Origin of the sequence: Pseudomonas sp. PDM02, assembly GCF_014852285.1 — a bacterium.
GTDB lineage: Bacteria > Pseudomonadota > Gammaproteobacteria > Pseudomonadales > Pseudomonadaceae > Aquipseudomonas > Aquipseudomonas migulae.
Genome location: NZ_JACVBL010000018.1, coordinates 52,011 through 78,064, shown reverse-complemented (window position 1 = coordinate 78,064; position 26,054 = coordinate 52,011). Strand labels below are relative to the sequence as shown.

The following is a 26,054-nucleotide window of genomic DNA, read 5'->3' as shown; positions in this document are numbered from 1 at the left end:
CCTGCGGCCTCAGGGATTACTGGGCGGCTTTGACAGCCGATGCCAGTTGGGCGCTGGCCTTGGCCGGGTCAGCGTCCTTGTCGTTCATGAAGTTGGTGACCACGTCGAAGATCGCGCCTTGCACGGCCAGGGAAGTGGCCATGTTGTGCGCCATGCTTGGTTGCAGGCCGCCGGTCTTCTCGTCCGCCAGGAAGTCCTTGGCGGCGGTTTGAGCGCAGGCGTCGAAACCGAGCTTGTCCATCTCGTTCAGCATGTCGGTACGGACCGGGATCGAGCCTTTGTTGATGCTGAAGACTTTCTGGAAGTCGGTCCCCAGAGCAACCTTGGCCAGGTCTTGCTGGGCGGCGATGTCACCCTTGCGATCAGCTTTCAACTTGAATACAGCCATCGAGTCGATGTTGTAGGTGAAGGCTTTTTCGGTGCCCGGGAACGGCACGCACTGGTAGTCCTTGCCGGCGACTTTCTTCGCCGCAGTCCATTCGCTTTTCGCCCAGTCGCCCATCATCTGCATACCGGCCTTGCCGTTGATGACCTCGGCGGCAGCGATGTTCCAGTCACGACCGGCGCGGTTCGGGTCCATGTAGCCGGTGAGTTTTTTCAGCTCGGTGAACGACTTGGTCATTTCCGGCCCGGACAGGGTTTTCTGATCCAGGTCTACCAACGCTTTTTTGTAACCATCGGCGCCCATGACCGAGAGCACCACGTCTTCAAACACGGTGCTGTCTTGCCAAGGCTGACCACCGTGGGCGAGCGCGATGAAGCCGGCGGCTTTGAGCTTGTCGCCGGCGGCGTAGAATTCTTCGAGGGTGGTCGGGGCTTTGTCGATCCCGGCTTTCTTGAACACTTCCGGGTTGATCCACAGCCAGTTCACACGGTGAATGTTCACCGGAACGGCCACGTAGTCGCCTTCGTATTTGACGGTGTCGGAGACTTTCTTGATCAGCAGGTTATCCCAGCCTTCGGACTTGGAAACGTCTTTCAGGGTGTCGGTGCTGAGCAGGCCAGTGCTGCCCCACTCCTGGATGTCCGGACCCTTGATCTGGGCAACGCCCGGCGGGTTACCGGCGACTGCGCGGCTTTTCAGTACGGTCATGGCCGTGGAACCGCCACCACCGGCGACTGCGCCGTCCTTCCAGGTGAAGCCGTCTTTTTCGACTTGAGCCTTGAGGACATCGACCGCTGCTTTTTCACCACCCGACGTCCACCAGTGAACAACTTCCACCGAACCTTTGGAATCGGCGGCAAGGCCACTGAGGGGAAATGCACTGAGGGGAAGCAGCGACGCGAGAGAAATGACAGTAGCGAGGCGAGAAATCGCATTCATCTGGAAGTACCTTTCTTGTTGTTATGCATGCAAGTCTGGTGCTTGCGCTGCATAGGATTTTAAACAGGAGTCATCCCCTCGCAGGTAACGAAGGGACGCGTGAATGTCACCGCATGGTTACATAGAACCGCTCTGGGACAGACTCGCCAAGGCACTGGCCATGCTCGGCGCCAGCGGCAGGCGCGGAATCAACACGGCTTGCCAGGCGTGATAGAGATCGGGTTTGCCGGCCCAGATATCGGCGCTCGGACGGTTCTGCGGATCGAGCTCGTGATACCAACTGCCCTCGCAGCGGTCGATGAAATGACTGTCACAAAATTCCCAGAACAGTCGGTACCAGGTTTCATATTGCTCATCGCCCGTGCGTTTAAGCAGCGCGCTGGCGGCGGCGCTGGCTTCGCAATGGGTCCAGTGCAAACGATGGCGAACCACCGCGCGATTATCCCAATCGAGGGTGTAGACAATCCCGGGCAGCCCGTCGACATCCCAGCCGTGGCGGCAGTTGTGCTCGAAGAGTTTTTGCGCGTCAGTGGCGAGCCAACCGGGCGTCAGCATCCCGGCCTGTACTCGCGCAGCTTCGAGGTGCAGCAACAGCCGGGCCCATTCGAAGCCGTGGCCCGGCGTGGTGCCGTAAGGACGGAAACCGTCGGCCGGGTTGTCGTGGTTGTAGTCGCGCAACGGCTGCCAGTCGCGATCGAAATGCTCGACCACCAGGTAATCGTTGGCGGCGGCGTGACCATGGATCACGCGCTCGACGATCCGTTGCGCGCGGCACAACCAGCGATTGTCTTGCGTGACATCGGCCAGCGCGAGGAAGGCTTCGGTGGCGTGCATGTTGCTGTTGGCGCCGCGATAACGTTCCTCTTCACGCCAGTCGCGATTGAAGGATTCGCGCATTGCGCCCTCCTCCTCACTCCAGAAATACGTGTCGATGATGTGGATCGCGTCATCGAGCAAGGCCTGTGCGCCGGGACGCCGCGCCACCACGGCGGAACTGGCGGCCAGGGCAACGAAGGCGTGCAGGTAAGCGGCCTTTCCGGTGTTGTCGTCAAGGGGATGCGCTGTGGCGAACCAGCCGCCATGCTCGGCATCGCGCAACGGCCCGCGAAGGGCATTGATGCCGTGATCCACCAGCTCGGCGAAACCCGGCAGGCCCTGGATGTGCGCCATGGCGAAGCTGTGGGTCATGCGTGCGGTGTTCATGGTTTCAGCGTGGGCGTTGGTCGGGAGACAGCCCTTTTCGTCGAGATTGCCGAAGCCTTCGGGGAGCTTCGATGCCTTGGCGAATGCCAGCAGGCGCAAGCCTTCGGCGGCGAGCCATTGCTGATGGGCCGGTGCGTTCAGCCAACTGCTGAAGGCGGGTTGGAAGGTGTCCATGGGGTGCCTTTTTTGTTGTTATGACTGCGGGCAGTCTAAACAACGGGCGGTGGCGGGCTTGTAACGAAGGGGGCGAGTTATGTCACCAAGCTGTGACAATTGCAGGGCGTGGCGCCTATTTGCTTTTGTAGGAGCCGGCTTGCTGGCGATCAACGATAACGCGGCGTGTCAGGCACGCCGCTATCGCCAGCAAGCTGGCTCCTACAAGGTTGTGTGTCAGTCGATTGATCGAGGCAATTGGAGCGTCACCCGCAACCCGCCTTCACGCAGGTTTTGCAGGCTGACTTCCCCGCCATGGCTATGGGCAATGTTGCGCGCAATGCCCAACCCCAACCCATAACCCTGTTGCTGCCCGGCAAGGCGAAAGTGCGGCTCGAACACCTGCTCCAGCCGCTGCTCCGGCACACCCGGCCCTTCGTCATCGACATGCAGGACAAACGCGTTCTCGTCGTCATCGATGTGCAGGTGCGCGTTCTGACCGTACTTCAAGGCGTTGTCGATCAGGTTGCCGATGCAGCGCTTGAGCGCCAGCGGTTTACCCGGATACGCCGCCAGCGCCCGCCCCTGCTGGGTCACGCGACCATTGCCGTTAGGCGCCAGATACGGCTCCACCAGGCAATCGAGCACATGGTTGAGGTCCACCTGCTCGATGTTTTCGTGGATGTCAGTGTCTTTCACGCATTGCAGCGCGCCTTTGACCAGAAGCTCCAATTCATCGAGATCACGACCGAATTTGGCTTGCAGCTTTTCGTCCTCAAGCAATTCCACCCGCAGGCGCAAGCGGGTAATCGGCGTGCGCAAATCATGGGAAATCGCACTGAACAACTGGCTGCGTTCAGTCAGGTAACGGCTGATACGTTCGCGCATCGCATTGAAGGCGCGCCCCACTTCGACCACTTCACTGCCGCCACCTTCCGCCACCGGCTCGACTTCCGCCCCGAGGGACATGTCCCGCGCCGCCCGTGCCAAACGCTTGAGCGGCCGGCTCTGCCAGTGCACCAGCAGGCCGATGAACAACAGCAAAAAGCCGCTGGTGAGAACGATGAACCAGACTTGCTGCGCCGGCAGGCCTTGCTCTTCAAGGCTGGTGTAGGGCTCGGGCAACAGCGAGGCGATGTACAGCCACTCGCCCGGCGCCATCTGGATTTGCGTGACCAGCACCGGCGGATTCACCGGCTCCAGCGTCAGTGCGTAATGCGCCCAGGAACGCGGCAGCTCATCCAGTTTCAGGCCACCGTTGAAGATCCGCAGGTCTTCGGGGCTGACAAAGGTCACCGAGATATCGGTGTCCTGGCCGAGCGACTGGCGCAGCACTTCGTCCACCGCTTTGAGCACCGCCGCTTTGCGCGGGGTGATCGGCAGCACTTCCATGCCAAGCGGTTTGTCGTTGAGGGTCACCACGAAACGGGTGCCGCCCATGCTGCGCAACTGGTCGAGTACCAGCGGCCTGAACGCCACCGGCAACGAGCGAAAATAACTGACGCTGGCGGTCATCGAATGGGCAAGGCTGCGAGCGCTGGTGACCAGGCCTTCCAGCTGCGTGGCACGCAATTGCGAGACCCAGATCACGCTCGACAACGTCTGCGCGAACAACACCGCCAGCAAGGTCAGCAGCAGCATCCGCCCGAGCAGCGAACGCGGGACCGGAACCTTTGCCGCGAGCTTGCGCAACACCTCAGTGACCATTGCTGGCAACCACATTGGCCGCCAACTGATAACCGCTGCCGCGCACGGTGCGGATCAGTCGCGGCGGTTTTTCGGTATCGCGCAGGCGTTGGCGTAAACGGCTGACGGCCATGTCGACGATCCGGTCCAGCGGCATCAGGTCGCGGCCACGGGTGGCGTTGCCGATGGTGTCGCGGTCGAGGATTTCCTGGGGGTGATCGAGGAACAGTTTCAGCAGGGCAAAATCGGCGCCGGAGAGAATCACTTCTTCGCCATCGATGTGGAACAGCCGATGGCTGACCATGTCCAGCCGCCAGTCATCAAAGGCCAGCACTTCACTGCCGGAACGTTCCTGGCCGAATTGCGCACGACGCAACAAGGCTTTGATCCGCGCCTGCAATTCACGAGGGCTGAAGGGTTTGCCAAGGTAGTCGTCGGCACCCAGTTCCAGGCCGATGACGCGGTCGGCTTCATCGGAGCTGGCGGTGAGCATGATGATGGGCACTTGCGCCTGCCGCGGGTGCTGGCGGATCCAGCGGCAGAGGCTGAAACCGTCTTCGTCGGGCAGCATCACGTCGAGGATCACCAGATCGCTCGGCGCTTCGTTCAACGCCTGGCGGAAACCGGCGCCGTCGGGCGTGGTACGTACCTGGAAACCCGCGCGGGTCAGGTAGGTGTCCAGCAACTCGCGTATCTCTTGATCGTCATCGACCAACAAAATCGACTTGTTGACTGAGCTCACGGGGCGGCGTCCTTGTTGTTTGAATTGGAGGATTATGCCTGATCGATCATAAATCTATGTGTCTGTTCCGGCCTCTTCGCGGGCAAGCCTCGCTCCTACAGGTTGCTCCGGTGCTTCTGTAGGAGCGAGCGGTGCGGCGTCCGACTTGCCCGCGAAGAGAACGACGCGATCCTTATGCCTGGTCGAGGGCCACACCCGCACCCACCAGCCCGGAATACGGCGCCGTCACCAGCCACACCGGAATCCCCTTGAAGTAATCGCTCATGCAACCCTTGTCGGCAAAGCACCGCGCAAAACCGCTTTCGAGGAAGAAATCGGCAAACCGTGGGATCACCCCACCGACGATAAACACGCCACCGCGCGCGCCCGTGGTGAGCACGTTGTTGCCCGCCACGCGACCGAGCCAGCAACAGAACTGTTCCAGCACTTCCAGCGCAATCGGATCACCCGCCAGGCCGGCGGCGGTGATCGCTTCCGGCGTTTCGAGCACAGGCGTGTGCCCGTCCACCGCGCAAATCGCCCGGTAGACGCGCGGCAAGCCGCTGCCACTCAACGCCGTTTCCGCGCTGACATGCCCAATCTCGTTGAAGATGTGCTGCCACAACTGAGTTTCACGCGGGCTGCTCAACGGCAAATCGACGTGGCCACCCTCGCCCGGCAATGCAGCAAAACGCCCTTCGCCGAGATCGAGCAAAGTACCGACGCCCAACCCCGTGCCCGGACCAATCACCACCGCCGGGCGCAACGGTTCCGGCGTGCCTTCGCAAACCACGCGGAATTCGCCCGGCTGCAAACGGGTCATGCCCAGCGCCATCGCCGAGAAGTCGTTGACCAGCAGCAGTTGCTCCACTTGTAGGGTCTGGCAGAACGCCTTGCGACTGAGGCGCCAGTGATTGTTGGTGAACTTGAATTCATCACCGCTCACCGGGCCGGCCACTGACAGGCACACGGAACCAATCGAACCCGGCGCCAGCCCCTGCCCGTTCAGATAGACGCTGATCGCCTCTTCCGGGCTGGGAAAATCTGCCGTTGCCAGCACCTGGACCGATTCCAGCTGCTGGTTTTTCCACAACGCGAAACGTGCGTTGGTCCCACCGATGTCACCGACCAAAGCCAGTTTCAATTAAGCGTCTCCAGGGCAGAAGTAAAGGCGCTGGCGCCCTGCTCTGCGGAGCTGAAGGCCATGCGCATGAAACCAAACAGCTCGCGACCGGTGCCAATGTTGTTGCCCAACAGGCCCTTGGCCGGCGTGCGCGCTGCGAATTCTTCGGCGTCCACCTTAAGCTCCAGGGTGCCTTTGACGCCATCGACGCGGATGATATCGCCCTCTTGGACTCGCGCCAAAGCGCCGCCCACGTAAGCTTCGGGGCTGACGTGAATCGCCGCCGGGATTTTCCCCGAGGCGCCGGACATGCGCCCGTCGGTGACCAGCGCGACTTTGAAGCCGCGATCCTGCAGCACGCCGAGGAACGGCGTCATCTTGTGCAGTTCCGGCATGCCGTTGGAGCGCGGGCCCTGGAAGCGCATCACCGCGACAAAGTCCTTCTCCAGCAAACCGGCCTTGAACGCATCGGCCAGATCCTGTTGATCCTGGAACACCATTGCCGGTGCTTCGACGATCTGGTTTTCCAAGGCGACTGCCGAGACTTTCATCACGCCACGACCGAGGTTGCCTTCCATCACGCGCAAACCGCCCTCGGGCGAGAACGCACGAGCGACTGGACGCAGGATGGTTTCATCGAGGCTGTCGGTGACGCCTTCGCGCCATACCAGCTCACCGTTATCGAGGAACGGTTCCTTGGTGTAGCGGCTCAGGCCGTGGCCCAGAACCGTGTTGACGTTTTCGTGGAGCAGGCCGGCTTCCAGCAGTTCGCGGATCAGGAACGACATGCCGCCCGCCGCCTGGAAGTGGTTGATGTCGGCTTTGCCGTTCGGGTAGACGTGGCTCAGGGTCGGCACGACTTCGGAGAGGTCGGCCATGTCCTGCCAGGTCAGTTGAATGCCCGCCGCCATGGCAATCGCCGGCATGTGCAAAGTGTGGTTGGTCGAGCCGCCGGTGGCGTGCAGCGCCACGATGGAGTTGACCAGCGAACGCTCATCGACGATTTCGCCGATCGGCATGAAGTTGCCATTCTGCTTGGTCAGGCGTGTGACCTGATGCGCCGCTTCGCGGGTCAGGGCATCGCGCAACGGCGTGTTCGGGTTGACGAAAGAGGCGCCCGGCAAGTGCAGGCCCATGACTTCCATCAGCAACTGGTTGGTGTTGGCGGTGCCGTAGAAGGTGCAGGTGCCGGGGCTGTGGTAGGAATTCATTTCCGATTCCAGCAGCTCTTCACGCGAGGCCTTGCCTTCGGCATAGCGCTGACGCACATCGGCTTTCTGCTTGTTGGAAATGCCCGAGACCATCGGCCCGCCCGGTACGAAAATCATCGGCAGATGACCGAAGCGCAACGCGCCCATCATCAGGCCCGGCACGATCTTGTCGCAGATGCCGAGCATCAGCGCGCCATCGAACATGTTGTGGGAAAGGGCAACAGCGGTGGACAGCGCGATCACTTCACGGCTTGGCAGGCTCAGTTCCATGCCCGGCTCGCCTTGGGTCACGCCATCGCACATCGCCGGGGTGCCACCGGCGAACTGGCCGACGGAGCCGATTTCGCGCAGGGCTTTTTTGATCAGTTCAGGAAAGACTTCGTACGGCTGATGCGCCGAGAGCATGTCGTTATATGACGAAACAATCGCGATGTTCGCGGAGTTCATCATTCGCAGGCTGTTCTTGTCTTCGGTGCCGCAACCGGCCACGCCATGGGCGAAGTTGGCGCATTGCAGCTTGCCGCGCATCGGACCGTCGCTGGCCGCACCGCGAATGAGCGCAAGGTAAGCCTCGCGGGTTGCGCGGCTGCGGGCGATAAGCCGTTCGGTGACCTCAAGGACGCGGGGATGCATGTGTAGAACTCCAGGCTAACGGATGTGGCGACCTGATTGTCTATGCTGAACAAGAGCCGTTGTTGATGGGATGACAAACGGCTTTCTTGATCATTCGGACCAGTTGATTCAGGTCACTCGTTGTAGATTGAACAAAATATTGCCACTAAAAAGGCTTGTTTTCTATTTTTATGCGAATAATCTTGTAATTCCAACAACAAAACGACGGCGGCCCTGTTAAATGACTCTTCGAATCGCAATCAATGGTTTTGGCCGTATCGGCCGCAACGTCCTTCGCGCACTGTATACCCAAGGCTACCGTCAGGATTTGCAGATCGTTGCAATCAATGACCTGGGCGACAGCGCGATGAACGCTCATCTACTCAAGTACGACACCGTTCACGGCACGTTCGACGCCGATGTCCAGCATGATCAGGAAAGCCTGACCGTCAACGGCGACCGGATTTCCGTCAGCGCCATTCGTAACCCGGCCGAGCTGCCGTGGGCTGCGGAAAAGATTGATGTCGTGTTCGAATGCACCGGTTTGTTCACCGACCGGGCCAAAGCCGCCGCGCATATTACGGCCGGCGCGCGCAAAGTGATCATCTCTGCACCGGCCAAAGGCGCCGACGCCACCGTGGTGTATGGGGTGAACCACGACATTCTGCGCCAATCGCACCAGATTATTTCCAACGCGTCGTGCACCACCAACTGCCTGGCCCCGGTGGCCCAGGTGCTGCACCGCGAGCTGGGCATCGAAAGTGGTTTGATGACCACCATCCACGCCTACACCAACGATCAAAACCTGACCGACGTCTACCACACCGACCCGTACCGCGCCCGTTCGGCCACCCAGAACATGATCCCGAGCAAGACCGGTGCGGCCGAAGCGGTCGGCCTGGTGCTGCCGGAACTGGCGGGCAAACTGACCGGCATGGCCGTGCGTGTGCCGGTGATCAACGTGTCGCTGGTGGACTTGACCGTGCAACTGAAGCGCGAGGCATCGGCCGATGAAGTGAATGCACTGCTCAAGGAAGCCAGCCAGCATTCGAAGATTCTGGGCTACAACACCCTGCCGCTGGTCTCGAGCGACTTCAACCACAACCCGCTGTCGTCGATCTTTGACGCCAACCACACCAAGTCCAGCGGCAAGCTGCTCAAGGTTCTGGCCTGGTACGACAACGAATGGGGCTTCTCCAACCGCATGCTCGATAACTGCCTGGCGCTTTGCAACGCCGAGTAACTCTGTGCCTGTTGCGCCGTACCCGACTCTGTAGGAGCCAGGCTTGCCGGCGAAGAACGAAGACGCGGTCTAACAGATACATCGCGCCGCTCGGTTCGCGGGCAAGCCTCGCTCCTACAGGCGATGGCGTACTCAACCATCGTCGGTAACCTGCCTACGGAACACCCCATGATCGGTATCAGCTTCACGCAAAAAACCGTCGCCGCGCGCAAACGCATCGCCCTGGTCGCCCACGACCACTGCAAGGTGTTCCTGCTGGACTGGGCCGAGCGGCACAAAGACAAGCTCGCGCAACATGAACTGGTCGCCACCGGCACCACGGGTTTGTTACTGCAACAACGCCTCGACCTGCCCGTGGAAAGCATGATCAGCGGCCCATTGGGCGGCGACCAGCAACTCGGCGCGCAAATCGCCGAACAGCGGGTCGACATGCTGGTGTTCTTCTGGGACCCGTTCGAACCGCAACCCCATGACCCGGACATCAAGGCGTTGCTGCGGGTCGCGGCAGTCTGGAACATTCCCGTTGCCTGCAATGAATGCAGCGCCGACTACCTGCTCAGCAGCCCGTTGATGGATCAGGCGCATTCCCATCGCATTCCCGATTACGCGACCTATTTGCTGGGCCGCGCATAAACCTTCACAAATCAGGACTTGACCATCGTAGCGGATGATAAGCATTATCATTTGATCGAAATGGATCAGGTCCTCCCGTGAGTCAATCGCGCTTCAATCACGTCTTCATCGCCCAGCGCGTCTCTCTGCTGCGCACGCTGGAGCGGATGGTCAACAATCACAGCACCGCCGAAGACCTCTTGCAGGAGACCTACCTGCGCGTAACCCGTGCGCTCAGCGAACGGGCCATCGACCACCTTGAACCCTTTGTTTTCCAGACCGCCCGCAACCTGGCGCTGGACCATTTGCGTGCGCGGCGCATTCAGTCCCGGACGATGCTCGACGACGTGCCGATGGACGTGGTGGAAAGCATTGCCGCGCCGGCCAGCAGTGCCGAGGACGCCGCCCATGCCAAACAATTGCTGGAGCGTTTGAACGTGAGCCTCAGTGAACTCAGCGCCCGTCAGCAGCAGATTTTCATTCTCAGCCGTTTGCACGGGCACAGCTATCTGGAGATTTCCGAGAAGCTCGGCGTGTCATTGAGCACGGTGCAAAAGGAGTTGAAGCTGATCATGGCCATCTGCATCGGTGTCGCCGAACGGTTAAACGGCGACTGAGCAAGCAAGGCTTTGCTACCCTTGCCCACTTTCAAGCTCCACTAAAAAACAGCCGTGCACAGACACTGCCGAGGAAACACCGTGACGGACACCCACCGCTCCCCTCCGCCCTCCCCGGCGCGGGACTCCGCAAGTGCGATGGACCAGGCCCTGGACTGGCTGATCGTGCTGGGCAGTCCGAGCGAAGAACAGTCTCGCCAGTTCCAGGCATGGCTGGACGCCGACCCTTTACATGCCCAAGCGTTCGCCAAGGCCCAGGCCATCTGGGACGGCCCGCAAGTCGTGCAATGCGCGCAACACCTGGCCGCGCTGCCACCCAAAGTCACCGTGTTGTCGCGCCTGCGCCCGCACTGGAAACCGTTGGCCACCGCTGCCGTGTTGATCCTCGGCCTGTTCAGTTTCAGCAACCTGCCCCTGCGTCTCCAGGCCGATCACCTGACGGTGGTCGGCGAGCGTCAGCGCCTGCAACTGGAGGACGGCTCGAAAGTCCTGCTCAATACCAACTCGGCGTTTTCCAGCACCATCAACGATCAGCAGCGCGTCGCCCGTCTTTATCAGGGCGAAGCGTTTTTCGAAGTGCCGGCCCATCGCGGCCAGCCGCTGGAAATCGACGCCGGACCGGTGAAGGCCAGCGTGCACGACACGGCGTTTGCGGTGCGCTACCTCGATGGCGTGACGCAGGTTCAAGTGCAGCGTGGCGATGTCGACTTGCGGGCGACCCGCGACGATGCACGGATTCGCCTGTCTGCCGGCGAAAGCATCCGCATCGGCCCCAACGGTTTCGACCGGCCGGCCAGGCTCGACGCCGCGACTGACCTGGCCTGGGTCCAGGGCCGACTGGTGTTTGAAAACTGCCCGATGAGCCAGGTGCTGGCGGAGCTGCGTCGCTACTATCCAGGCTGGATCATCAACAACAACGAGCAATTGGCCGACGTCGCCGTGACCGGCAATTACCGTCTCGACCAGCCGCTGGACGTGGTCCGCTCCCTGGCGCACATCACCTCGGCGCGGCTCCAGGAATTCCCGGCGCTGGTGATTTTGAACTAAATGAGAATTATTTTTACTCGATAGCTGAAGCTCGTACGTCTCGTTATAGCCAATGCAATTGATTCGCATCTTCATATGCCAATCAGCACCTATAAAGATTCGTGCGACTCGGAGCGCTATCGATGTCCTCTCGCCTTACCCGCCACTCCTCTTCACCGTCCCGCGTGCTCTCGCTGCTGACCGCCGCCATCCTCATGGCTGGTAGCGCGCCGCTGATGGCCGCCACCGCCGCCGAGCAACCGACGCGCAACATGGGCGATTACGCGTTTGCGATCCCGCAACAGTCGCTGGTCTCGGCACTCAATGCCTTTACCGCGGTGACGGGCTGGCAGGTCGGCTTGCCGGCAGAACTTGGGCAAGGCGTGGCCTCGCCGGGTGTGCGCGGGTCCTTGTCTCCGGAGAAAGCCCTGGATCGCCTGTTGGTGGGGACCAACCTGAGCTATCGCAAACTGGGCAACAACAACATCGTCCTGGAAAAGCGCCCGAACAGCGGCGCCCTCAACCTGCAACAGGTGACCATCAGCGCCACCCGCCAGGAACAAACCGTGGAAAGCGTGCCGGGCACCGTCACCGTCCACACCCGCGAAGAGCTGGACCGCAACAACGTCAACACCATCAAGAACCTCGTGCGTTACGAACCGGGCGTTTCGGTCGGTGGTGCCGGCCAGCGCGGCGGGATCAGCGGCTACAACATCCGCGGCATCGACGGCGACCGGATCCTGACCCAGGTCGACGGCGTCGAAGTGCCCAACGACTTCTTCAACGGCCCTTACGCCAAGACCCAGCGCAACTACGTCGACCCGGAGATCATCAAACGCGTCGAAATCCTCCGCGGGCCGGCCTCGGTGCTGTACGGCAGCAACGCCATCGGCGGTGCGGTCAGTTACTTCACCCTCGACCCGGACGACATCATCAAACCCGGTAAAGACGTCGGCGCCCGCCTGAAAACCGGCTACAGCTCCGCCGACGAGAGCTGGTTGAAGTCCGCGACGGTGGCCGGCCGCGCCGATCAGTTCGATGGCTTGCTGCATTACAGCCAGCGCGACGGTCATGAAACCGAATCCTACGGCAGCAACAACGGCACCGGCCTGGCGCGCACTGCGGCCAACCCGGAGGACGTGCGAACCTACAACGTATTGGCCAAGATCGGCTGGAACTACAACGAAGATTCGCGCCTGGGCCTGACGTATGAAAAGTACAAGGACGACCGCGACACCGATCAGAAAAGCGCCTACGGCGGCCCATTCGACAAAGGCCAGCCGGCGATTCCGGCCAGCGTCCTGCCGGGCGGCATGTACCAGTGGCGCACCGGTAACGACACCGTCACCCGCGAGCGTTTCGGCCTGGAACACAGCTTCGCCCTCGACAGTCTGCTGGCAGACAACGTCAAGTGGAGCCTGAACCACCAGGTCGCCAAGACCGACCAGAGCACCGAAGAGTTCTACTACCCGATCTCACGCAAAGTGCTGCGCACCCGCGAAACCCTTTATGAAGAAAAGCAGTGGGTGTTTGACGCGCAACTGGACAAGGCTTTCAGTCTTGCCGACACCGAGCACCTGCTGACCTACGGCACCACGATCAAGCAGCAGAAAGTCACCGGTTCGCGCAGCGGCAACGGCACCTGCCTCGCGGTATTTGGCTCCTGCCGAACCCTCGGCGCCGTCAGCACCGCAGACGTGCTGAAAAAATCCAGCGACTTCCCCGACCCGACCGTCAACACCTACAGCCTGTTCGCCCAGGATCAGATCAGCTGGGACAAATGGACCTTCCTGCCGGGGCTGCGCTACGACTACACCGAGCTCAAGCCGCACATCACCCAGGAGTTCTTGAACACCGTGGCGGCCGATGGCCGCGGCACCGTCAGCAACGACTCAAAAACCTGGCATCGCGTGTCGCCGAAATTCGGCCTGACCTACGCCCTGACTGACCAGTACACCTGGTATGGCCAGTACGCCGAAGGTTTCCGCACACCGACCGCCAAGGCGTTGTACGGACGCTTCGAGAACACCACCACCGGTTATCGCGTGGAACCCAACCCGAACCTCGACCCGGAAACCAGCAAAGGTTTTGAAACCGGTCTGCGCGGTCAATTTGAATCGGGCTCCTTCGATGTGGCCGTGTTCTACAACAAGTACCGCGACTTCATCGAAGAGGATGCCATCTCCCCCGGTTACAACGAGCTGACCTTCCAGAGCGCCAACATCAAGCGCGCCACGATCAAGGGCGCAGAGGTCAAGGGACGTCTGAACCTCGACGTCTTCGGCGCGCCACAAGGTCTGTACACCCAGGGCTCGGTGGCCTACGCCTACGGTCGCAACAACGACAACGGCGAACCGATCAACAGCGTCAACCCGCTGACCGGTGTGTTCGGCCTCGGTTACGACCAGGACAACTACGGTGGTTTGCTCAGCTGGACGCTGGTGAAAAAGAAGGATCGCGTCGACGACACCAAATTCAAGTCGCCGGACGGCGTCAGCAGCCAGTTCAAATCGCCGGGCTTCGGCGTGCTGGACCTGACCGGTTTCTACAAAGTGACGGACGACGTGACTGTCAGCGCCGGGGTCTACAACCTGACCGACAAGAAGTACTGGCTGTGGGATGACGTGCGCGGTTACGACGGCGTCGGCGAGGCTTCGGTCCTCAGCCCGGCCAACCTTGATCGCCTGACTCAGCCGGGTCGCAACTTCGCGGTCAATCTGGTCTGGGACATCTGATCCTGCACGCTCACTGCGCGGCTTTTTATAGAGCCGCACAGTGAGGTTTTTTTACTGTCAGGCGTCTTCTTGTTCGTCTCGTTACCAAGCGCCTCTTTTCTTCAAGGATTTCTCATGACTAACCAGGACACTGCTCAACGCCCGGCTTTGCGTTCGCAACGCTTGAACCAGATCACCCATGAGCCCCACACCAAACTCGATGCGCTGGTCAAAGCCCATGCGCCGTTCGAAACCCAGGCCAATTTCGCCCGTTTCGTAGTGGCGCAGTATCTGTTCCAGTCGGAGCTGGTGGCGCTGTACAACGATGCCGAACTGATCGCCATCGTTCCCGATCTGGCGGCGCGCTGCCGTGCCGAGGCGGCCAAGGCTGACCTGGCCGATCTGGACACCGAAGTGCCGGCGCCTGTCGCGGGTGCAGTGAACACCCCGAGCAAAGCCGAAGCGCTGGGTTGGTTGTTTGTGTCAGAAGGCTCGAAGCTCGGTGCAGCGTTCCTGATCAAACGGGCTGTCGGCCTGGGCCTGAGCGAGACCTTCGGTGCCCGTCACCTCGGCGAACCGGCCGGTGGCCGCGCTGAAGGCTGGAAAAGCTTCGTCAAGACGCTGGATGGCCTGGAACTCACCGAACAGGAAGAAGCCGAGCTGGATAAAGGCGCAATTAATGCGTTCAACCGCTTCACCGTGTTGCTGGAACACGCCTACGCCACCACCCCCGAACTCGCCTGATAACCCCGCCCTTGTAGGAGCGAGGCTTGCCCGCGAAGAACGATAACGCGGTCTATCTGAAAAACCGCGGCGCATTCTTCGCGGGCAAGCCTCGCTCCTACAGGTTACAAGTCGATCTTATGACTCGCCCCTCCTCCAAACTCGCCCGTTTCCTGTTCGGTCTCTTGGCCTACATCAGCCTCGCCATCGGCCTGATCGCCATCGTCGTGCCAGGCCTGCCGACCACCGAGTTCGTTCTGCTCGCCGCCTGGGCCGCGACCAAGAGTTCGCCGCGCCTGAGTGCCTGGCTGGAAAACCATCGGCTGTTCGGTCCGATCCTCTGCAACTGGCGCAACGGCAAAATCGTTGCGCGTCGAGCCAAGGTCAGTGCCACCGTGAGCATGCTGCTGTGCGCCGGGTTGATGCTGGTCATGCTCGATCACGGTTGGCCGGTTTACCTCGCCATCGCCGGCATGAGCCTGGGCAATCTGTGGATCTGGTCACGACCGGAATCACTGCCGCAAACCACCTGACACACTCCGCGATTTATCCCCGTTTTAAAGCGTTTTTCGGCACATTTTTCCGCGCAAACGTTCAACTATGACCGTTCGTCGGAGTCACCTTCATGCATCCTCGCCCCACGCCGATGCGCAGAGATTGGCGCTGAATGGATTTGGCGAACCGGGTCGACCTCGACTCGCAGCCAACACTTCATCCCTTCGCGAGTTCGTCCTATGTTCGACTCTCTGTCCATCCGCCTGAAAATCGTTCTGCTCTCCGGTCTATGCCTGCTGGGCGTGGTCGTCCTGATCGTCAGCATGAACTTCTACCAGACCAACCAGAACGATGAGCTGGTCAGCGCCTCCAGCAGCAAAATGCTCACCGACAGCGTGCAAGACCTGCTTCAGGCCAAGGCCGCCGAGCAAGCGGTGCGGGTGCAGAAAACCTTTGGCGAAAGCCTGCTGGTGGTGACCGCCCTGGCGGACCAGATCAAGGACATGCGCACCCTGGCCGCCAAGCGCTCGCTTGAGGCCGGTGCCCTGCGTGAAGAGTTGAACCAGAGCCTGAAAACCGCCTTCGAGCGCAACAGCAAAGTGCTGGGGATCTGGCTGGCGTTCGAACCCAACGGGCTGGACGGCAAGGACAGCGAGTTCGCCAATGACGCCGCTCGCCAGTCCAACGAAGCCGGTCGTTTCGCCAGTTACTGGAGCCGCGCCGGTGGTACCGCGCTCAACACGATCATGGTCGAAGACGACATGACCAAAACCACCTTGAGCCTCAGCGGAACGCCTTACAACAGCTGGTACACCTGCCCTCGCGACAACAGGCGCACCTGCTTGCTGGACCCGTACGCCGATACCGTCGGCGGCAAGGAAATGCTGATGACCACCATTTCCGTACCGCTGCTGGTGGACGGCAAATCCATCGGCGTGGTTGGTGTGGACATCGCCCTCGACGCTTTGCAGGCAGCGGCTGTCGGTTCCCAGCGTGATCTGTTCAACAGCGCCGGGCACATGCTGATTGTCTCCGGTAGCGGCGTGCTCGCCGCTTACAGCGTCGACGCGAGCAAGGTCGGCAAAAGCATCGGTGAGACCCTGGGCGCAGAGGGCAAGGATGTCCTGCAATTGCTCAGCGGCGGCGCACCGAAAATCCTCGAACAAGGTGATTTGATTCGTGCGGTGTACCCAGTCAGCCCGATCAGCGATTCCAAAGCCTGGGGCGTGGTGATCGACCTGCCCAAGCAAGTGCTGCTGGCCGATTCGGTGAAGCTGCAAACGGTGCTCGATGATGCCCAGCAAAGCGGCACGATCAAAGCCGTGCTGGTGGCGGTCGCTGCCGGTCTCGTCGGCCTGCTGCTGATCTGGCTCACCGCGTCGGGTGTGACCCGGCCGATCAACAGCGTCGCCGAGATGCTCAAGGCCATTGCCAGCGGCGACGGCGACCTGACCCAGCGCCTGCATTACAGCAAGCAGGACGAACTGGGCGAACTGGTGAGTTGGTTCAACCGCTTCCTCGACAAGCTGCAACCGACCATCGCGCAGATCAAACAGAGCATCACCGATGCCCGTGGCACCGCCGACCAGTCTTCGGAAATCGCCCGCCAGACCAGCGAAGGCATGCAGGTGCAGTTCCGCGAAATCGACCAGGTTGCCACCGCGTCGAACGAAATGAGCGCCACGGCCCATGACGTCGCCAACAGTGCGTCGAACGCGGCAAACGCTGCCAAGGGCGCTGACCAGTCGGCTCGCGATGGCATGTCGATCATCGAACGCAGCACCCGCGACATCAATCAACTGGCCGACGAAGTCAGCAAGGCGGTGACCGAAGTCGAAGCGCTGGCGGTCAACAGCGAGCAGATCGGTTCGGTGCTGGAAGTCATCCGCAGCATCGCCGAGCAGACCAACCTGCTGGCGCTCAACGCCGCCATCGAAGCCGCCCGTGCCGGCGAGAGCGGTCGCGGTTTTGCGGTGGTGGCCGATGAAGTGCGCAACCTGGCCAAACGCACGCAGGATTCGGTGGAAGAGATCCGCATCGTCATTGAGCGCATCCAGACCGGCACCCGCGGCGTGGTCGCCACCATGCATTCGAGCCAGACCCAGGCGCACAGCAACGCCGGGCAGATTCAACAAGCGGTGCAAGCCTTGAGCAAAATCAGCGACGCGGTCACGGTGATCAGCGACATGAACCTGCAAATCGCCAGCGCCGCCGAACAGCAAAGCGCCGTGGCTGAAGAGGTCAACCGCAACGTCTCGGCGATCCGCACCGTCACCGAAACCCTGACCGGCCAGGCCACCGAATCGGCGCAGATCAGCAGCCAGCTCAACTCCCTGACCACCCACCAGATGAAATTGATGGATCAGTTCCGCGTGTAGCTGCAACGGCCCCTGTAGGAGCGAGGCTTGCCCGCGAAGAACGATGACGCGATCTGCCAGGTAGACCGCATCATCGTTCTTCGCGGGCAAGCCTCGCTCCTACAGGGGGATTTCATCCGGCTTGGAAGATTTTTGATCTATGCTCGGCCTTTCGTTCCGGAGGGCCTTCGATGACTGATTTACTCACGTCCATTCAAGCCGCACTCGGCTTGCCCCACACCCCGATTCCGTTCACCTCGAAGGGCGCCCTGCCCTCGGCGTTCGCCGTCACTGACCTGGCGAGCGCCAGCATTGCCGCTGCCGGCCAGGCGGTCAGCGAGTTACTGAATCAGCACACCGGTCGTTTGCCCGGCCTTGAAGTCGACCGTCGCCTCGCCTCTTTCTGGTTCGCGACGTCGATCCGTCCCGTCGGCTGGAGCGTTCCTCCACTCTGGGACCCGGTGGCCGGCGACTACCCGACCAGCGACGGCTGGATCCGCCTGCACACCAACGCGCCTCATCACCGTGCGGCGGCCGAAAAAGTGCTCGGTGCTTGTGCCGACCGCGCCGCCGTAGCGAGCAAGGTTGCGCAATGGGCGAAAACCGATCTGGAACACGCCGTGGTCGAGGCCGGTGGCTGTGCCGCCGAAATGCGCAGTTGGGCGCAATGGCAGGCGCATCCCCAGGGCCTGGCGGTGAATTCTGAACCACTGATTCAGTTCAGCGCCGGCAACCCTGAATCGTCGCCATCGTGGCAAGGATCGGTGGCACGACCACTGGCCGGAATCAAGGTGCTGGATTTGACCCGCGTGCTTGCCGGCCCGGTCGCCAGTCGCTTTCTTGCCGGCCTCGGCGCCGACGTTTTGCGCATCGACCCACCGACCTGGAACGAGCCCGGTGTGGTGCCGGAAGTCACCTTGGGCAAACGCTGCGCACGCCTGGACTTGCATGACAAAGCAGATCGCATCCTGTTCGAAAGCCTGCTCAAGGACGCCGACATTCTGCTCCACGGCTACCGCGCCGATGCGCTGGAACGGCTGGGTTACGGCGTCGCCGAACGACAGGCACTCGCGCCCGGCCTGATCGACGTCTGCCTGAACGCCTACGGCTGGAGCGGGCCATGGCAGAACCGCCGCGGCTTCGACAGCCTGGTGCAGATGAGCAGCGGGATTGCTGAAGCGGGCATGCAATGGAAGAAGGCGGACAAGCCGACGCCGTTGCCCGTGCAGGCGCTGGATCATGCCACCGGGTATTTGATGGCGGCTGCGGCGATCACGTTATTGGGACGGGGTGGGTCGGCACGGTTGTCGCTGGCGCGGACGGCGAAGTTGTTGATTGAACAGGGTGCGGGGGGGAGTGAGCCGCTGCGGGCAGAGGATGAAAACGATCAGGGCCTGTTGGTAGAGCAGACGCCTTGGGGGCCTGCGCATCGGCTTCATGTGCCACTGAACATCACCGGGACGCCGTTGCAGTGGGCGATTCCGGCGTCTGAATTGGGTTCACATCGCGCGCAGTGGTGGTGACTCTCCGGACGCAATCGCGAGCAGGCTCGCTCCCACATTTGACCGAGTTGTTGCGGATATACGCGGTCAACTGTAGGAGCGAGCCTGCTCGCGATAGCGGTCGAACAGTCACTAAAAATCCCGGATCAGCTCAGTCCGCCCGACTCAGTGATGTCCACAAAAGCTGCGCCGCATACCCTCGACAAGGTCGCCAATCTTCGGCCCGCGTCAACAACTCCCGAGCCGTCACCCGCTCCCCCTCAAGCGCCGACAACGCATTGATCAACCCCACATCCCCACCCGGAAACGCATCCATCTCGCGCAATTGTCGCAAGGCAATGTACTGCGCCGTCCAGTCGCCAATCCCGTGCAACGCCAGCAACCGCGCCACACCACCCTCACGCCCCGGTTCAAACAACAACGGATCATCAAGCAACGCCTGGGCCACACCCGACAACGTCCGGCCCCGGCTTTTCGGCATGCCCAGCGCCGCCAGATCCGCCTGCGCCAATACGCCAGCCGCCGGGAACACCTGCGTGATACCGGGCAAAACCGACGCCAAAGGCGGTCCATATTGCACCACCAGTTTCCCCGCCAACCTGATCGCCGCAACCACGCTGATCTGCTGCCCCAACACCGCACGAATCGCCAGTTCCAGACCGTCCCACGTCCCCGGAACCCGCAATCCTGGCCGCTCGGCAATCAACCGCGCCATCAACGGGTCAGCCTCCAGCGACCGATGAATCGCCGCTAGATCCGCATCCAGATCAAACATCCGTCGCAACCGCGCAACGATCTCCGGCACCGCCGCCGGGTCAGGAAAATCCAGCGTCACTTCCAGCGCATCGCCCGCCACCGGCCTTATCGAAAACGTACCGTGAGCGCCGTCCAGGCCGATGCTGCGCGAATACACGCCATCAACCACCGTTTCCATTCCCGCTACGGCCCGCGCCGACAAGAACCCCAACATCGCCGGCCAGTCATAGGGCGGCTGATAGGCCAGCCGCAACCTCACAACGACAGAAATCCACTGTACAAACCGTACGCCGCCAACCCGGCGCCGCTGATGACCGCGGTAAAAATCCCTTTCTCGATCGCTGTAAACAGCGGCTCACCCTGCTCACGTTTGGCCTTGGCGAACAGAATCACCCCCGGCGCATACAACAACGCCGACAGCAGCAAATACTTGACCCCGCCGGCGTACAACAGCCACACCGCATAACTCAGCGCGATGCCACCGATCAGCAAGTCTTTGGTGCGTTCCGCTGACGCGTGCTCGTACGTTTCGCCGCGCCCGCTCAACAACACCGCATACGCTGCCGACCACAGATACGGCACCAGAATCATCGACGACGCGAGGTAGATCAGGCTGGTGTAAGTCCCGGCGGAAAACAGCGTGATCAGCAGGAAAAGCTGGATCATCACGTTGGTCAGCCACAGCGCATTGACCGGCACATGGTTGGCGTTTTCCTTTTTCAGGAAGGCCGGCATGGTCTTGTCCTTGGCCGTGGCGAAGAGGATTTCGGCGCAAAGCAGCGCCCAGGAGAGCAACGCGCCGAGCAGCGAAATCGCCAGGCCAATGCTGATCAACAACGCGCCCCAGGGCCCGACGATGTGTTCCAGCACCGCCGCCAGTGACGGGTTCTGCAGGTTGGCCAGTTCCGGCTGGCTCATGATCCCCAGCGACAACACGTTCACCAGCACCAACAGCGCCAGCACGCCAATAAAACCGATGACCGTCGCCCGGCCGACATCCGAACGTTTCTCCGCCCGCGCCGAATACACACTGGCGCCCTCGATGCCGATGAACACAAACACGGTGACCAGCATCATGTTGCGCACCTGATCCATCACGCCGCCGAAATTCGGGTTGCTGCGGCCCCAGATGTCACGGGTAAAGATGTCAGCCTTGAACGCCACGGCGGCGATGACGATGAACATGATCAGCGGCACGATCTTGGCCACGGTGGTCAACTGATTGATGAACGTCGCCTCCTTGATCCCGCGCAGCACCAGAAAATGCACGGCCCACAGCAGGACCGAGGCGCAACCGATGGCGATGGGCGTGTTGCCCTGGCCAAACACCGGAAAGAAGTACCCGAGAGTGCTAAACAGCAGAACGAAGTAACCGACGTTGCCCAGCCAGGCGCTGATCCAGTACCCCCACGCGGACGAGAACCCCATGTAGTCGCCGAACCCTGCCTTCGCGTAGGCGTACACCCCGGAATCCAGCTCGGGTTTGCGATTGGCCAGCGTCTGGAACACGAAGGCCAGCGTCAGCATTCCGACGGCGGTGATGGCCCAACCGATCAATATCGCGCCGGCATCGGCACGGGCGGCCATGTTCTGCGGCAAGGAAAAGATCCCGCCGCCAATCATCGATCCAACCACCAGCGCGATCAGTGCGCTCAGGCGAAGTTTTTGCGTCGGTTGCGACATGCCTGCGTCTCCATTTTTCCCGATGTGACCGGGGAATGACCACGGCCGGGAAACCGTCACATGGTTGGTTTTAACTAAATAGGTACAGCGTAATAACGTTTATTAGAAAACGCCAAGTCATGTCCGTTATTTATAGCGGATGATTCTATTAGCGTCTTGGCAAAGAGCGAATTTGTGGGTCAATCTTAATTAATCGATTCCATACCTGAAACCGGCGTCAAAAATTTGCGGAACGCAGAAAACGAACTAGCGTAAAAGTTCCAAGCAATTGGAGTTATTCCTTTTGTATGAGTCGAGGCCTCTGGACCGGGCTTTTCCGGAAATACCGTTATGCCCGGAAAAGGTTCATAAGTCTTTCATTAACAATGGAATGTGGCCATGCACTGATCTAAGTCAGCTGACTGAATTGCTAACAGAACTACTCTGTTGTCTCTCTTCTCCTGCATTGGAGTCATGCAATGTCTGAATCCCCCGGAAAACTGAAACTCGGTGCACTTGTTGCGTTGGTTGTCGGCTCTATGATTGGTGGCGGGATCTTTTCTTTGCCCCAGAACATGGCCGCCAGTGCCGACGTCGGCGCGGTGCTGATCGGTTGGGCCATCACTGCCGTAGGCATGCTGACACTCGCCTTCGTGTTCCAGACACTCGCCAATCGCAAACCTGACTTGGACGGCGGGGTCTACGCCTACGCCAAGGCCGGATTCGGCGACTACATGGGTTTCTCCTCCGCGTGGGGTTACTGGATCAGTGCCTGGCTCGGTAACGTCGGTTACTTCGTCCTGCTGTTCAGCACCCTCGGCTACTTCTTCCCGATCTTCGGCGAAGGCAACACCGTTGCCGCTGTGATTGGTGCGTCGCTGCTGCTCTGGGGCGTGCACTTCCTCGTGCTGCGCGGGATCAAGGAAGCGGCGTTCATCAACCTGGTGACCACCGTCGCCAAGGTCGTGCCGCTGCTACTGTTTGTGCTGATCGCGATTTTCGCCTTCAAGCTCGACATCTTCACCGCTGACATCTGGGGCGTGAAAAACCCCGACCTGGGCAGCGTGATGAACCAGGTGCGCAAAATGATGCTGGTCACCGTCTGGGTGTTCATCGGCATCGAAGGCGCGAGCATCTTCTCGGCGCGGGCGGAAAAGCGCAGCGACGTCGGTAAAGCCACCGTGATCGGCTTCATCACCGTGCTGTTGTTCCTGGTGCTGGTGAACGTGCTGTCGCTGGGCATCATGACCCAACCGGAACTGGCAAAACTGCAGAACCCGTCGATGGCCGCGGTGCTGGAGCACGTGGTCGGTCACTGGGGCGCGGTGCTGATCAGCGTCGGCCTGATCATTTCCCTGCTCGGTGCGTTGCTGTCATGGGTGCTGTTGTGTGCGGAGATCATGTTCGCCGCCGCCAAGGACCACACCATGCCGGAATTCCTGCGCAAGGAGAACGCCAACCATGTGCCGGTCAATGCCTTGTGGCTGACCAACGCGATGGTGCAGCTGTTCCTGATCATCACGTTGTTTTCCGCCAGTACTTACCTGTCGCTGATCTACCTCGCCACTTCAATGATTCTGGTGCCGTATCTGTGGTCCGCGGCTTATGCACTGCTGCTGGCGGTGCGCGGCGAGAGTTATGAAAACGACTCGGGCGAACGCTCGAAGGATTTGCTCATCGGTGCCATCGCGGTGATCTACGCGGTCTGGCTGGTCTACGCAGGGGGCACCAAATACTTGCTGTTGTCTGCCCTGCTCTATGCGCCCGGGGTCATCCTGTTCGCCAAGGCCAAGCGAGAACTCGGCAAACCGATTTTCACCAACGTCGAGAAGCTGATTTTTGCAGCCGTCATCGTGGGCGCCCTGGTGGCAGCTTACGGGCTGTATGACGGCTTCCTGACCCTGTAATACCCGATTGTTTTGTCATCTGGAGGATCACTGTAATGACCACGGAAAAAGTTAAGTACGGCGTACATTCCGAAGCCGGCAAACTGCGCAAAGTCATGGTTTGCTCCCCCGGCCTGGCCCACCAGCGGCTGACCCCGAACAACTGCGACGAACTGCTTTTCGATGATGTGCTGTGGGTCGCCCAGGCCAAGCGTGACCATTTCGATTTCGTCACCAAGATGCGTGAACGCGGGGTCGACGTGCTGGAAATGCACAACCTGCTGACCGACATCGTCGCGATTCCTGAAGCCCTCGACTGGATTCTGGAACGCAAGGTCACCGCCAATTCGGTCGGCTTGGGGTTGATCGATGAAACGAAGTCATGGCTGCGCAGCCTGGAGCCGCGCAAGATCGCTGAGTTCCTGATTGGCGGTGTCTCCGCCGATGACCTGCCGGACAGTTTCGGCGGCAAGACCATCCAGATGTTCCGCGATTTCCTCGGCCACTCCAGCTTCATTCTGCCGCCGCTGCCCAACACCCAGTTCACCCGCGACACCACGTGCTGGATCTACGGCGGCGTGACGCTGAACCCGATGTACTGGCCGGCGCGCCGTCAGGAAACCTTGCTGACCACCGCCATCTACAAATTCCACCCGCAGTTCACCAACGCCGACTTCGAAATCTGGTACGGCGATCCGGACCAGGAACACGGCAGTTCCACCCTTGAAGGCGGCGACGTCATGCCGATCGGCAACGGCGTGGTGTTGATCGGCATGGGCGAACGCTCATCCCGTCAGGCCATCGGCCTGTTGGCCCTGAACCTGTTCAAGAACAAGGCCGTCGAAAAAGTCATCGTCGCCGGTCTGCCGAAGTCCCGCGCGGCCATGCACCTGGACACCGTGTTCAGCTTCTGCGACCGCGACCTGGTGACGATTTTCCCGGAAGTGGTGAACCAGATCGTCGGCTTCACCCTGCGCCCGGATGAAGGCAAACAAGGGGGCATCGACATCCGTCGCGAAGAAGGCAACTTCCTCGATGTGGTGGCCAAGGCATTGAACCTCAAAGCGTTGCGCGTGGTGGAAACCGGCGGCAACAGCTTCGCCGCCGAACGCGAGCAGTGGGACGACGGCAACAACGTGGTGGCCGTGGAACCCGGCGTGGTCATCGGCTATGACCGCAACACCTACACCAACACCCTGCTGCGCAAGGCCGGTGTGGAAGTCATCACCATCAGCGCCGGTGAACTGGGACGCGGCCGTGGCGGCGGCCACTGCATGACCTGCCCGATCATCCGCGACCCAATCGACTACTAAACGACCATCCCCCCGGCCGCACTGACCCGGTAGCGGCCGGGCCGATTACCGAACTCAAGGAGAATCATCATGGCGTTCAACATCCACAACCGTAACCTGCTCAGCCTGGAGCACCACACGCCCCGTGAGCTGCGTTACCTGCTCGACCTGTCCCGTGACCTCAAACGCGCGAAGTACACCGGCACCGAGCAACAACACCTCAAAGGCAACAACATCGCGCTGATCTTCGAAAAAACCTCGACCCGCACCCGTTGCGCCTTCGAAGTCGCGGCCTATGATCAGGGCGCCAACGTCACCTACATCGACCCGAATTCCTCGCAAATCGGCCACAAGGAAAGCATGAAGGACACCGCCCGGGTACTGGGGCGCATGTACGACGCTATCGAATACCGTGGCTTCAAGCAGGAAATCGTCGAGGAACTGGCCAAGTTCGCCGGCGTGCCAGTGTTCAACGGGCTGACCGACGAGTACCACCCGACGCAAATGATCGCCGACGTGCTGACCATGCGTGAACACGCGGACAAGCCGATCCACGAAATCAGCTACGCCTACCTGGGCGACGCGCGCAACAACATGGGCAACTCGCTGCTGCTGATCGGCGCCAAGCTGGGGATGGACGTGCGCATCTGCGCGCCAAAAGCCCTGTGGCCCCTTGATGATCTGGTCTCGCGCTGCAAGAAATACGCGGAAGAAAGCGGCGCCCGCATCACCTTGACCGAAGACCCGAAAGCAGCGGTCAAGGGCGTGGACTTCATCCACACCGACGTTTGGGTGTCGATGGGCGAGCCGGTCGAAGCCTGGGCCGAACGCATCCAGCAACTGTTGCCCTACCAGGTCAACGCGGAACTGATGAAAGCCACCGGCAACCCGCGCACCAAGTTCATGCACTGTCTGCCGGCGTTCCATAACAGCGACACCAAGGTCGGTAAACAGATTGCCGAGCAGTATCCGCACCTGTCCAACGGCATCGAGGTCACCGATGACGTGTTCGAGTCGCCAGCGTGCATCGCCTTCGAGCAAGCGGAAAACCGCATGCACACGATCAAGGCGATCCTGGTGTCGACCCTGGCTGACCTGTAACGGCTGACCCGGTTCCTGCGCTAACCCTGTAGGAG

At 60.9% G+C, this 26,054-nt stretch carries 20 protein-coding genes and 1 pseudogene; 13 read left to right on the top strand and 8 right to left on the bottom strand.

The window, feature by feature from the left end:
* Positions 1-16 precede the first annotated feature (16 nt).
* The 6 genes from IB245_RS26120 to edd form a co-directional block, all read right to left on the bottom strand.
* Positions 17-1,324, bottom strand: a complete 1,308-nt coding sequence (locus IB245_RS26120) for an ABC transporter substrate-binding protein (protein ID WP_008032967.1) — start codon at positions 1,322-1,324, stop codon at positions 17-19.
* Positions 1,325-1,441: 117 nt separating this feature from the next.
* Positions 1,442-2,701 (bottom strand): AGE family epimerase/isomerase, encoded by a 1,260-nt coding sequence (locus tag IB245_RS26115; RefSeq protein ID WP_192229116.1) that lies wholly within the window; start codon positions 2,699-2,701, stop codon positions 1,442-1,444.
* Between the two features lie 216 nt (positions 2,702-2,917).
* Positions 2,918-4,387: an ATP-binding protein gene (locus IB245_RS26110; RefSeq protein ID WP_192229115.1), complete on the bottom strand. Its 1,470-nt coding sequence runs from the start codon at positions 4,385-4,387 to the stop codon at positions 2,918-2,920.
* The gene (locus tag IB245_RS26105) at positions 4,377-5,108 is read right to left on the bottom strand and encodes a response regulator (protein ID WP_007903365.1); all 732 of its coding nucleotides are present in this window, start codon (positions 5,106-5,108) and stop codon (positions 4,377-4,379) included. Before IB245_RS26105 ends, IB245_RS26110 begins: the two co-directional genes overlap by 11 nt.
* Before the next feature lie 172 nt (positions 5,109-5,280).
* Positions 5,281-6,231: a glucokinase gene (locus IB245_RS26100; protein WP_008031013.1), complete on the bottom strand. Its 951-nt coding sequence runs from the start codon at positions 6,229-6,231 to the stop codon at positions 5,281-5,283.
* Positions 6,228-8,054: a phosphogluconate dehydratase gene (gene edd / locus IB245_RS26095; protein ID WP_008038612.1), complete on the bottom strand. Its 1,827-nt coding sequence runs from the start codon at positions 8,052-8,054 to the stop codon at positions 6,228-6,230. The genes IB245_RS26100 and edd overlap by 4 nt, the downstream gene beginning before the upstream one ends.
* A gap of 220 nt (positions 8,055-8,274) precedes the next feature.
* On the opposite strand from edd, the gene gap reads away from it, so the two are divergent.
* The 10 genes and pseudogenes from gap to IB245_RS26050 all read left to right on the top strand — a co-directional run bounded on the left by gap (position 8,275) and on the right by IB245_RS26050 (position 19,343).
* Positions 8,275-9,276 (top strand): type I glyceraldehyde-3-phosphate dehydrogenase, encoded by a 1,002-nt coding sequence (gene gap / locus IB245_RS26090; RefSeq protein WP_008031008.1) that lies wholly within the window; start codon positions 8,275-8,277, stop codon positions 9,274-9,276.
* 168 nt (positions 9,277-9,444) lie between these two features.
* The gene (locus IB245_RS26085; RefSeq protein WP_008038633.1) at positions 9,445-9,909 is read left to right on the top strand and encodes a methylglyoxal synthase; all 465 of its coding nucleotides are present in this window, start codon (positions 9,445-9,447) and stop codon (positions 9,907-9,909) included.
* Between the two features lie 77 nt (positions 9,910-9,986).
* Positions 9,987-10,505: an RNA polymerase sigma factor gene (locus IB245_RS26080; RefSeq protein WP_008038635.1), complete on the top strand. Its 519-nt coding sequence runs from the start codon at positions 9,987-9,989 to the stop codon at positions 10,503-10,505.
* 81 nt (positions 10,506-10,586) lie between these two features.
* On the top strand, positions 10,587-11,552 hold the full coding sequence (locus IB245_RS26075; RefSeq protein WP_192229114.1) for a FecR family protein: 966 nt from the start codon (positions 10,587-10,589) through the stop codon (positions 11,550-11,552).
* Between the two features lie 122 nt (positions 11,553-11,674).
* A complete protein-coding gene (locus IB245_RS26070; RefSeq protein ID WP_192229113.1) occupies positions 11,675-14,266 on the top strand; it encodes a TonB-dependent receptor in 2,592 nt (863 codons plus the stop codon).
* Between the two features lie 114 nt (positions 14,267-14,380).
* Complete coding sequence (locus IB245_RS26065) at positions 14,381-14,989, top strand: biliverdin-producing heme oxygenase (RefSeq protein ID WP_192229112.1); 609 nt, start codon at positions 14,381-14,383, stop codon at positions 14,987-14,989.
* Between the two features lie 119 nt (positions 14,990-15,108).
* Positions 15,109-15,501 carry a YbaN family protein gene (locus IB245_RS26060; protein ID WP_192229111.1) on the top strand — a complete coding sequence of 131 codons (393 nt, stop codon included), beginning with the start codon at positions 15,109-15,111 and terminating at the stop codon, positions 15,499-15,501.
* A 201-nt stretch (positions 15,502-15,702) separates the two neighbouring features.
* Positions 15,703-16,935, top strand: a pseudogene (locus tag IB245_RS29475) (chemotaxis protein); the annotation flags it as partial.
* 150 nt (positions 16,936-17,085) lie between these two features.
* Entirely contained in the window at positions 17,086-17,841 is a 756-nt protein-coding gene (locus tag IB245_RS29470) for a methyl-accepting chemotaxis protein (protein WP_411738967.1), read from the top strand.
* Positions 17,842-18,011: 170 nt separating this feature from the next.
* A complete protein-coding gene (locus tag IB245_RS26050; protein ID WP_192229109.1) occupies positions 18,012-19,343 on the top strand; it encodes a CoA transferase in 1,332 nt (443 codons plus the stop codon).
* Positions 19,344-19,473: 130 nt separating this feature from the next.
* Here IB245_RS26050 and IB245_RS26045 read toward each other — a convergent pair whose 3' ends face one another.
* Positions 19,474-20,337, bottom strand: coding sequence for a DNA-3-methyladenine glycosylase family protein (locus tag IB245_RS26045; RefSeq protein ID WP_192229108.1), 864 nt, complete (start codon positions 20,335-20,337; stop codon positions 19,474-19,476).
* Complete coding sequence (arcD, locus tag IB245_RS26040; protein ID WP_008027826.1) at positions 20,334-21,761, bottom strand: arginine-ornithine antiporter; 1,428 nt, start codon at positions 21,759-21,761, stop codon at positions 20,334-20,336. Before arcD (IB245_RS26040) ends, IB245_RS26045 begins: the two co-directional genes overlap by 4 nt.
* A 458-nt stretch (positions 21,762-22,219) precedes the next feature.
* Between arcD (IB245_RS26040) and arcD (IB245_RS26035) the strand changes: the two genes are divergently transcribed.
* The 3 genes from arcD (IB245_RS26035) to IB245_RS26025 all read left to right on the top strand — a co-directional run bounded on the left by arcD (IB245_RS26035) (position 22,220) and on the right by IB245_RS26025 (position 26,019).
* Positions 22,220-23,647, top strand: coding sequence for an arginine-ornithine antiporter (arcD, locus tag IB245_RS26035; protein WP_008038651.1), 1,428 nt, complete (start codon positions 22,220-22,222; stop codon positions 23,645-23,647).
* Positions 23,648-23,682: 35 nt separating this feature from the next.
* A complete protein-coding gene (gene arcA, locus IB245_RS26030) occupies positions 23,683-24,939 on the top strand; it encodes an arginine deiminase (protein ID WP_008027822.1) in 1,257 nt (418 codons plus the stop codon).
* Positions 24,940-25,008: 69 nt separating this feature from the next.
* Positions 25,009-26,019, top strand: coding sequence for an ornithine carbamoyltransferase (locus IB245_RS26025; protein WP_008027820.1), 1,011 nt, complete (start codon positions 25,009-25,011; stop codon positions 26,017-26,019).
* Positions 26,020-26,054 lie beyond the last annotated feature (35 nt).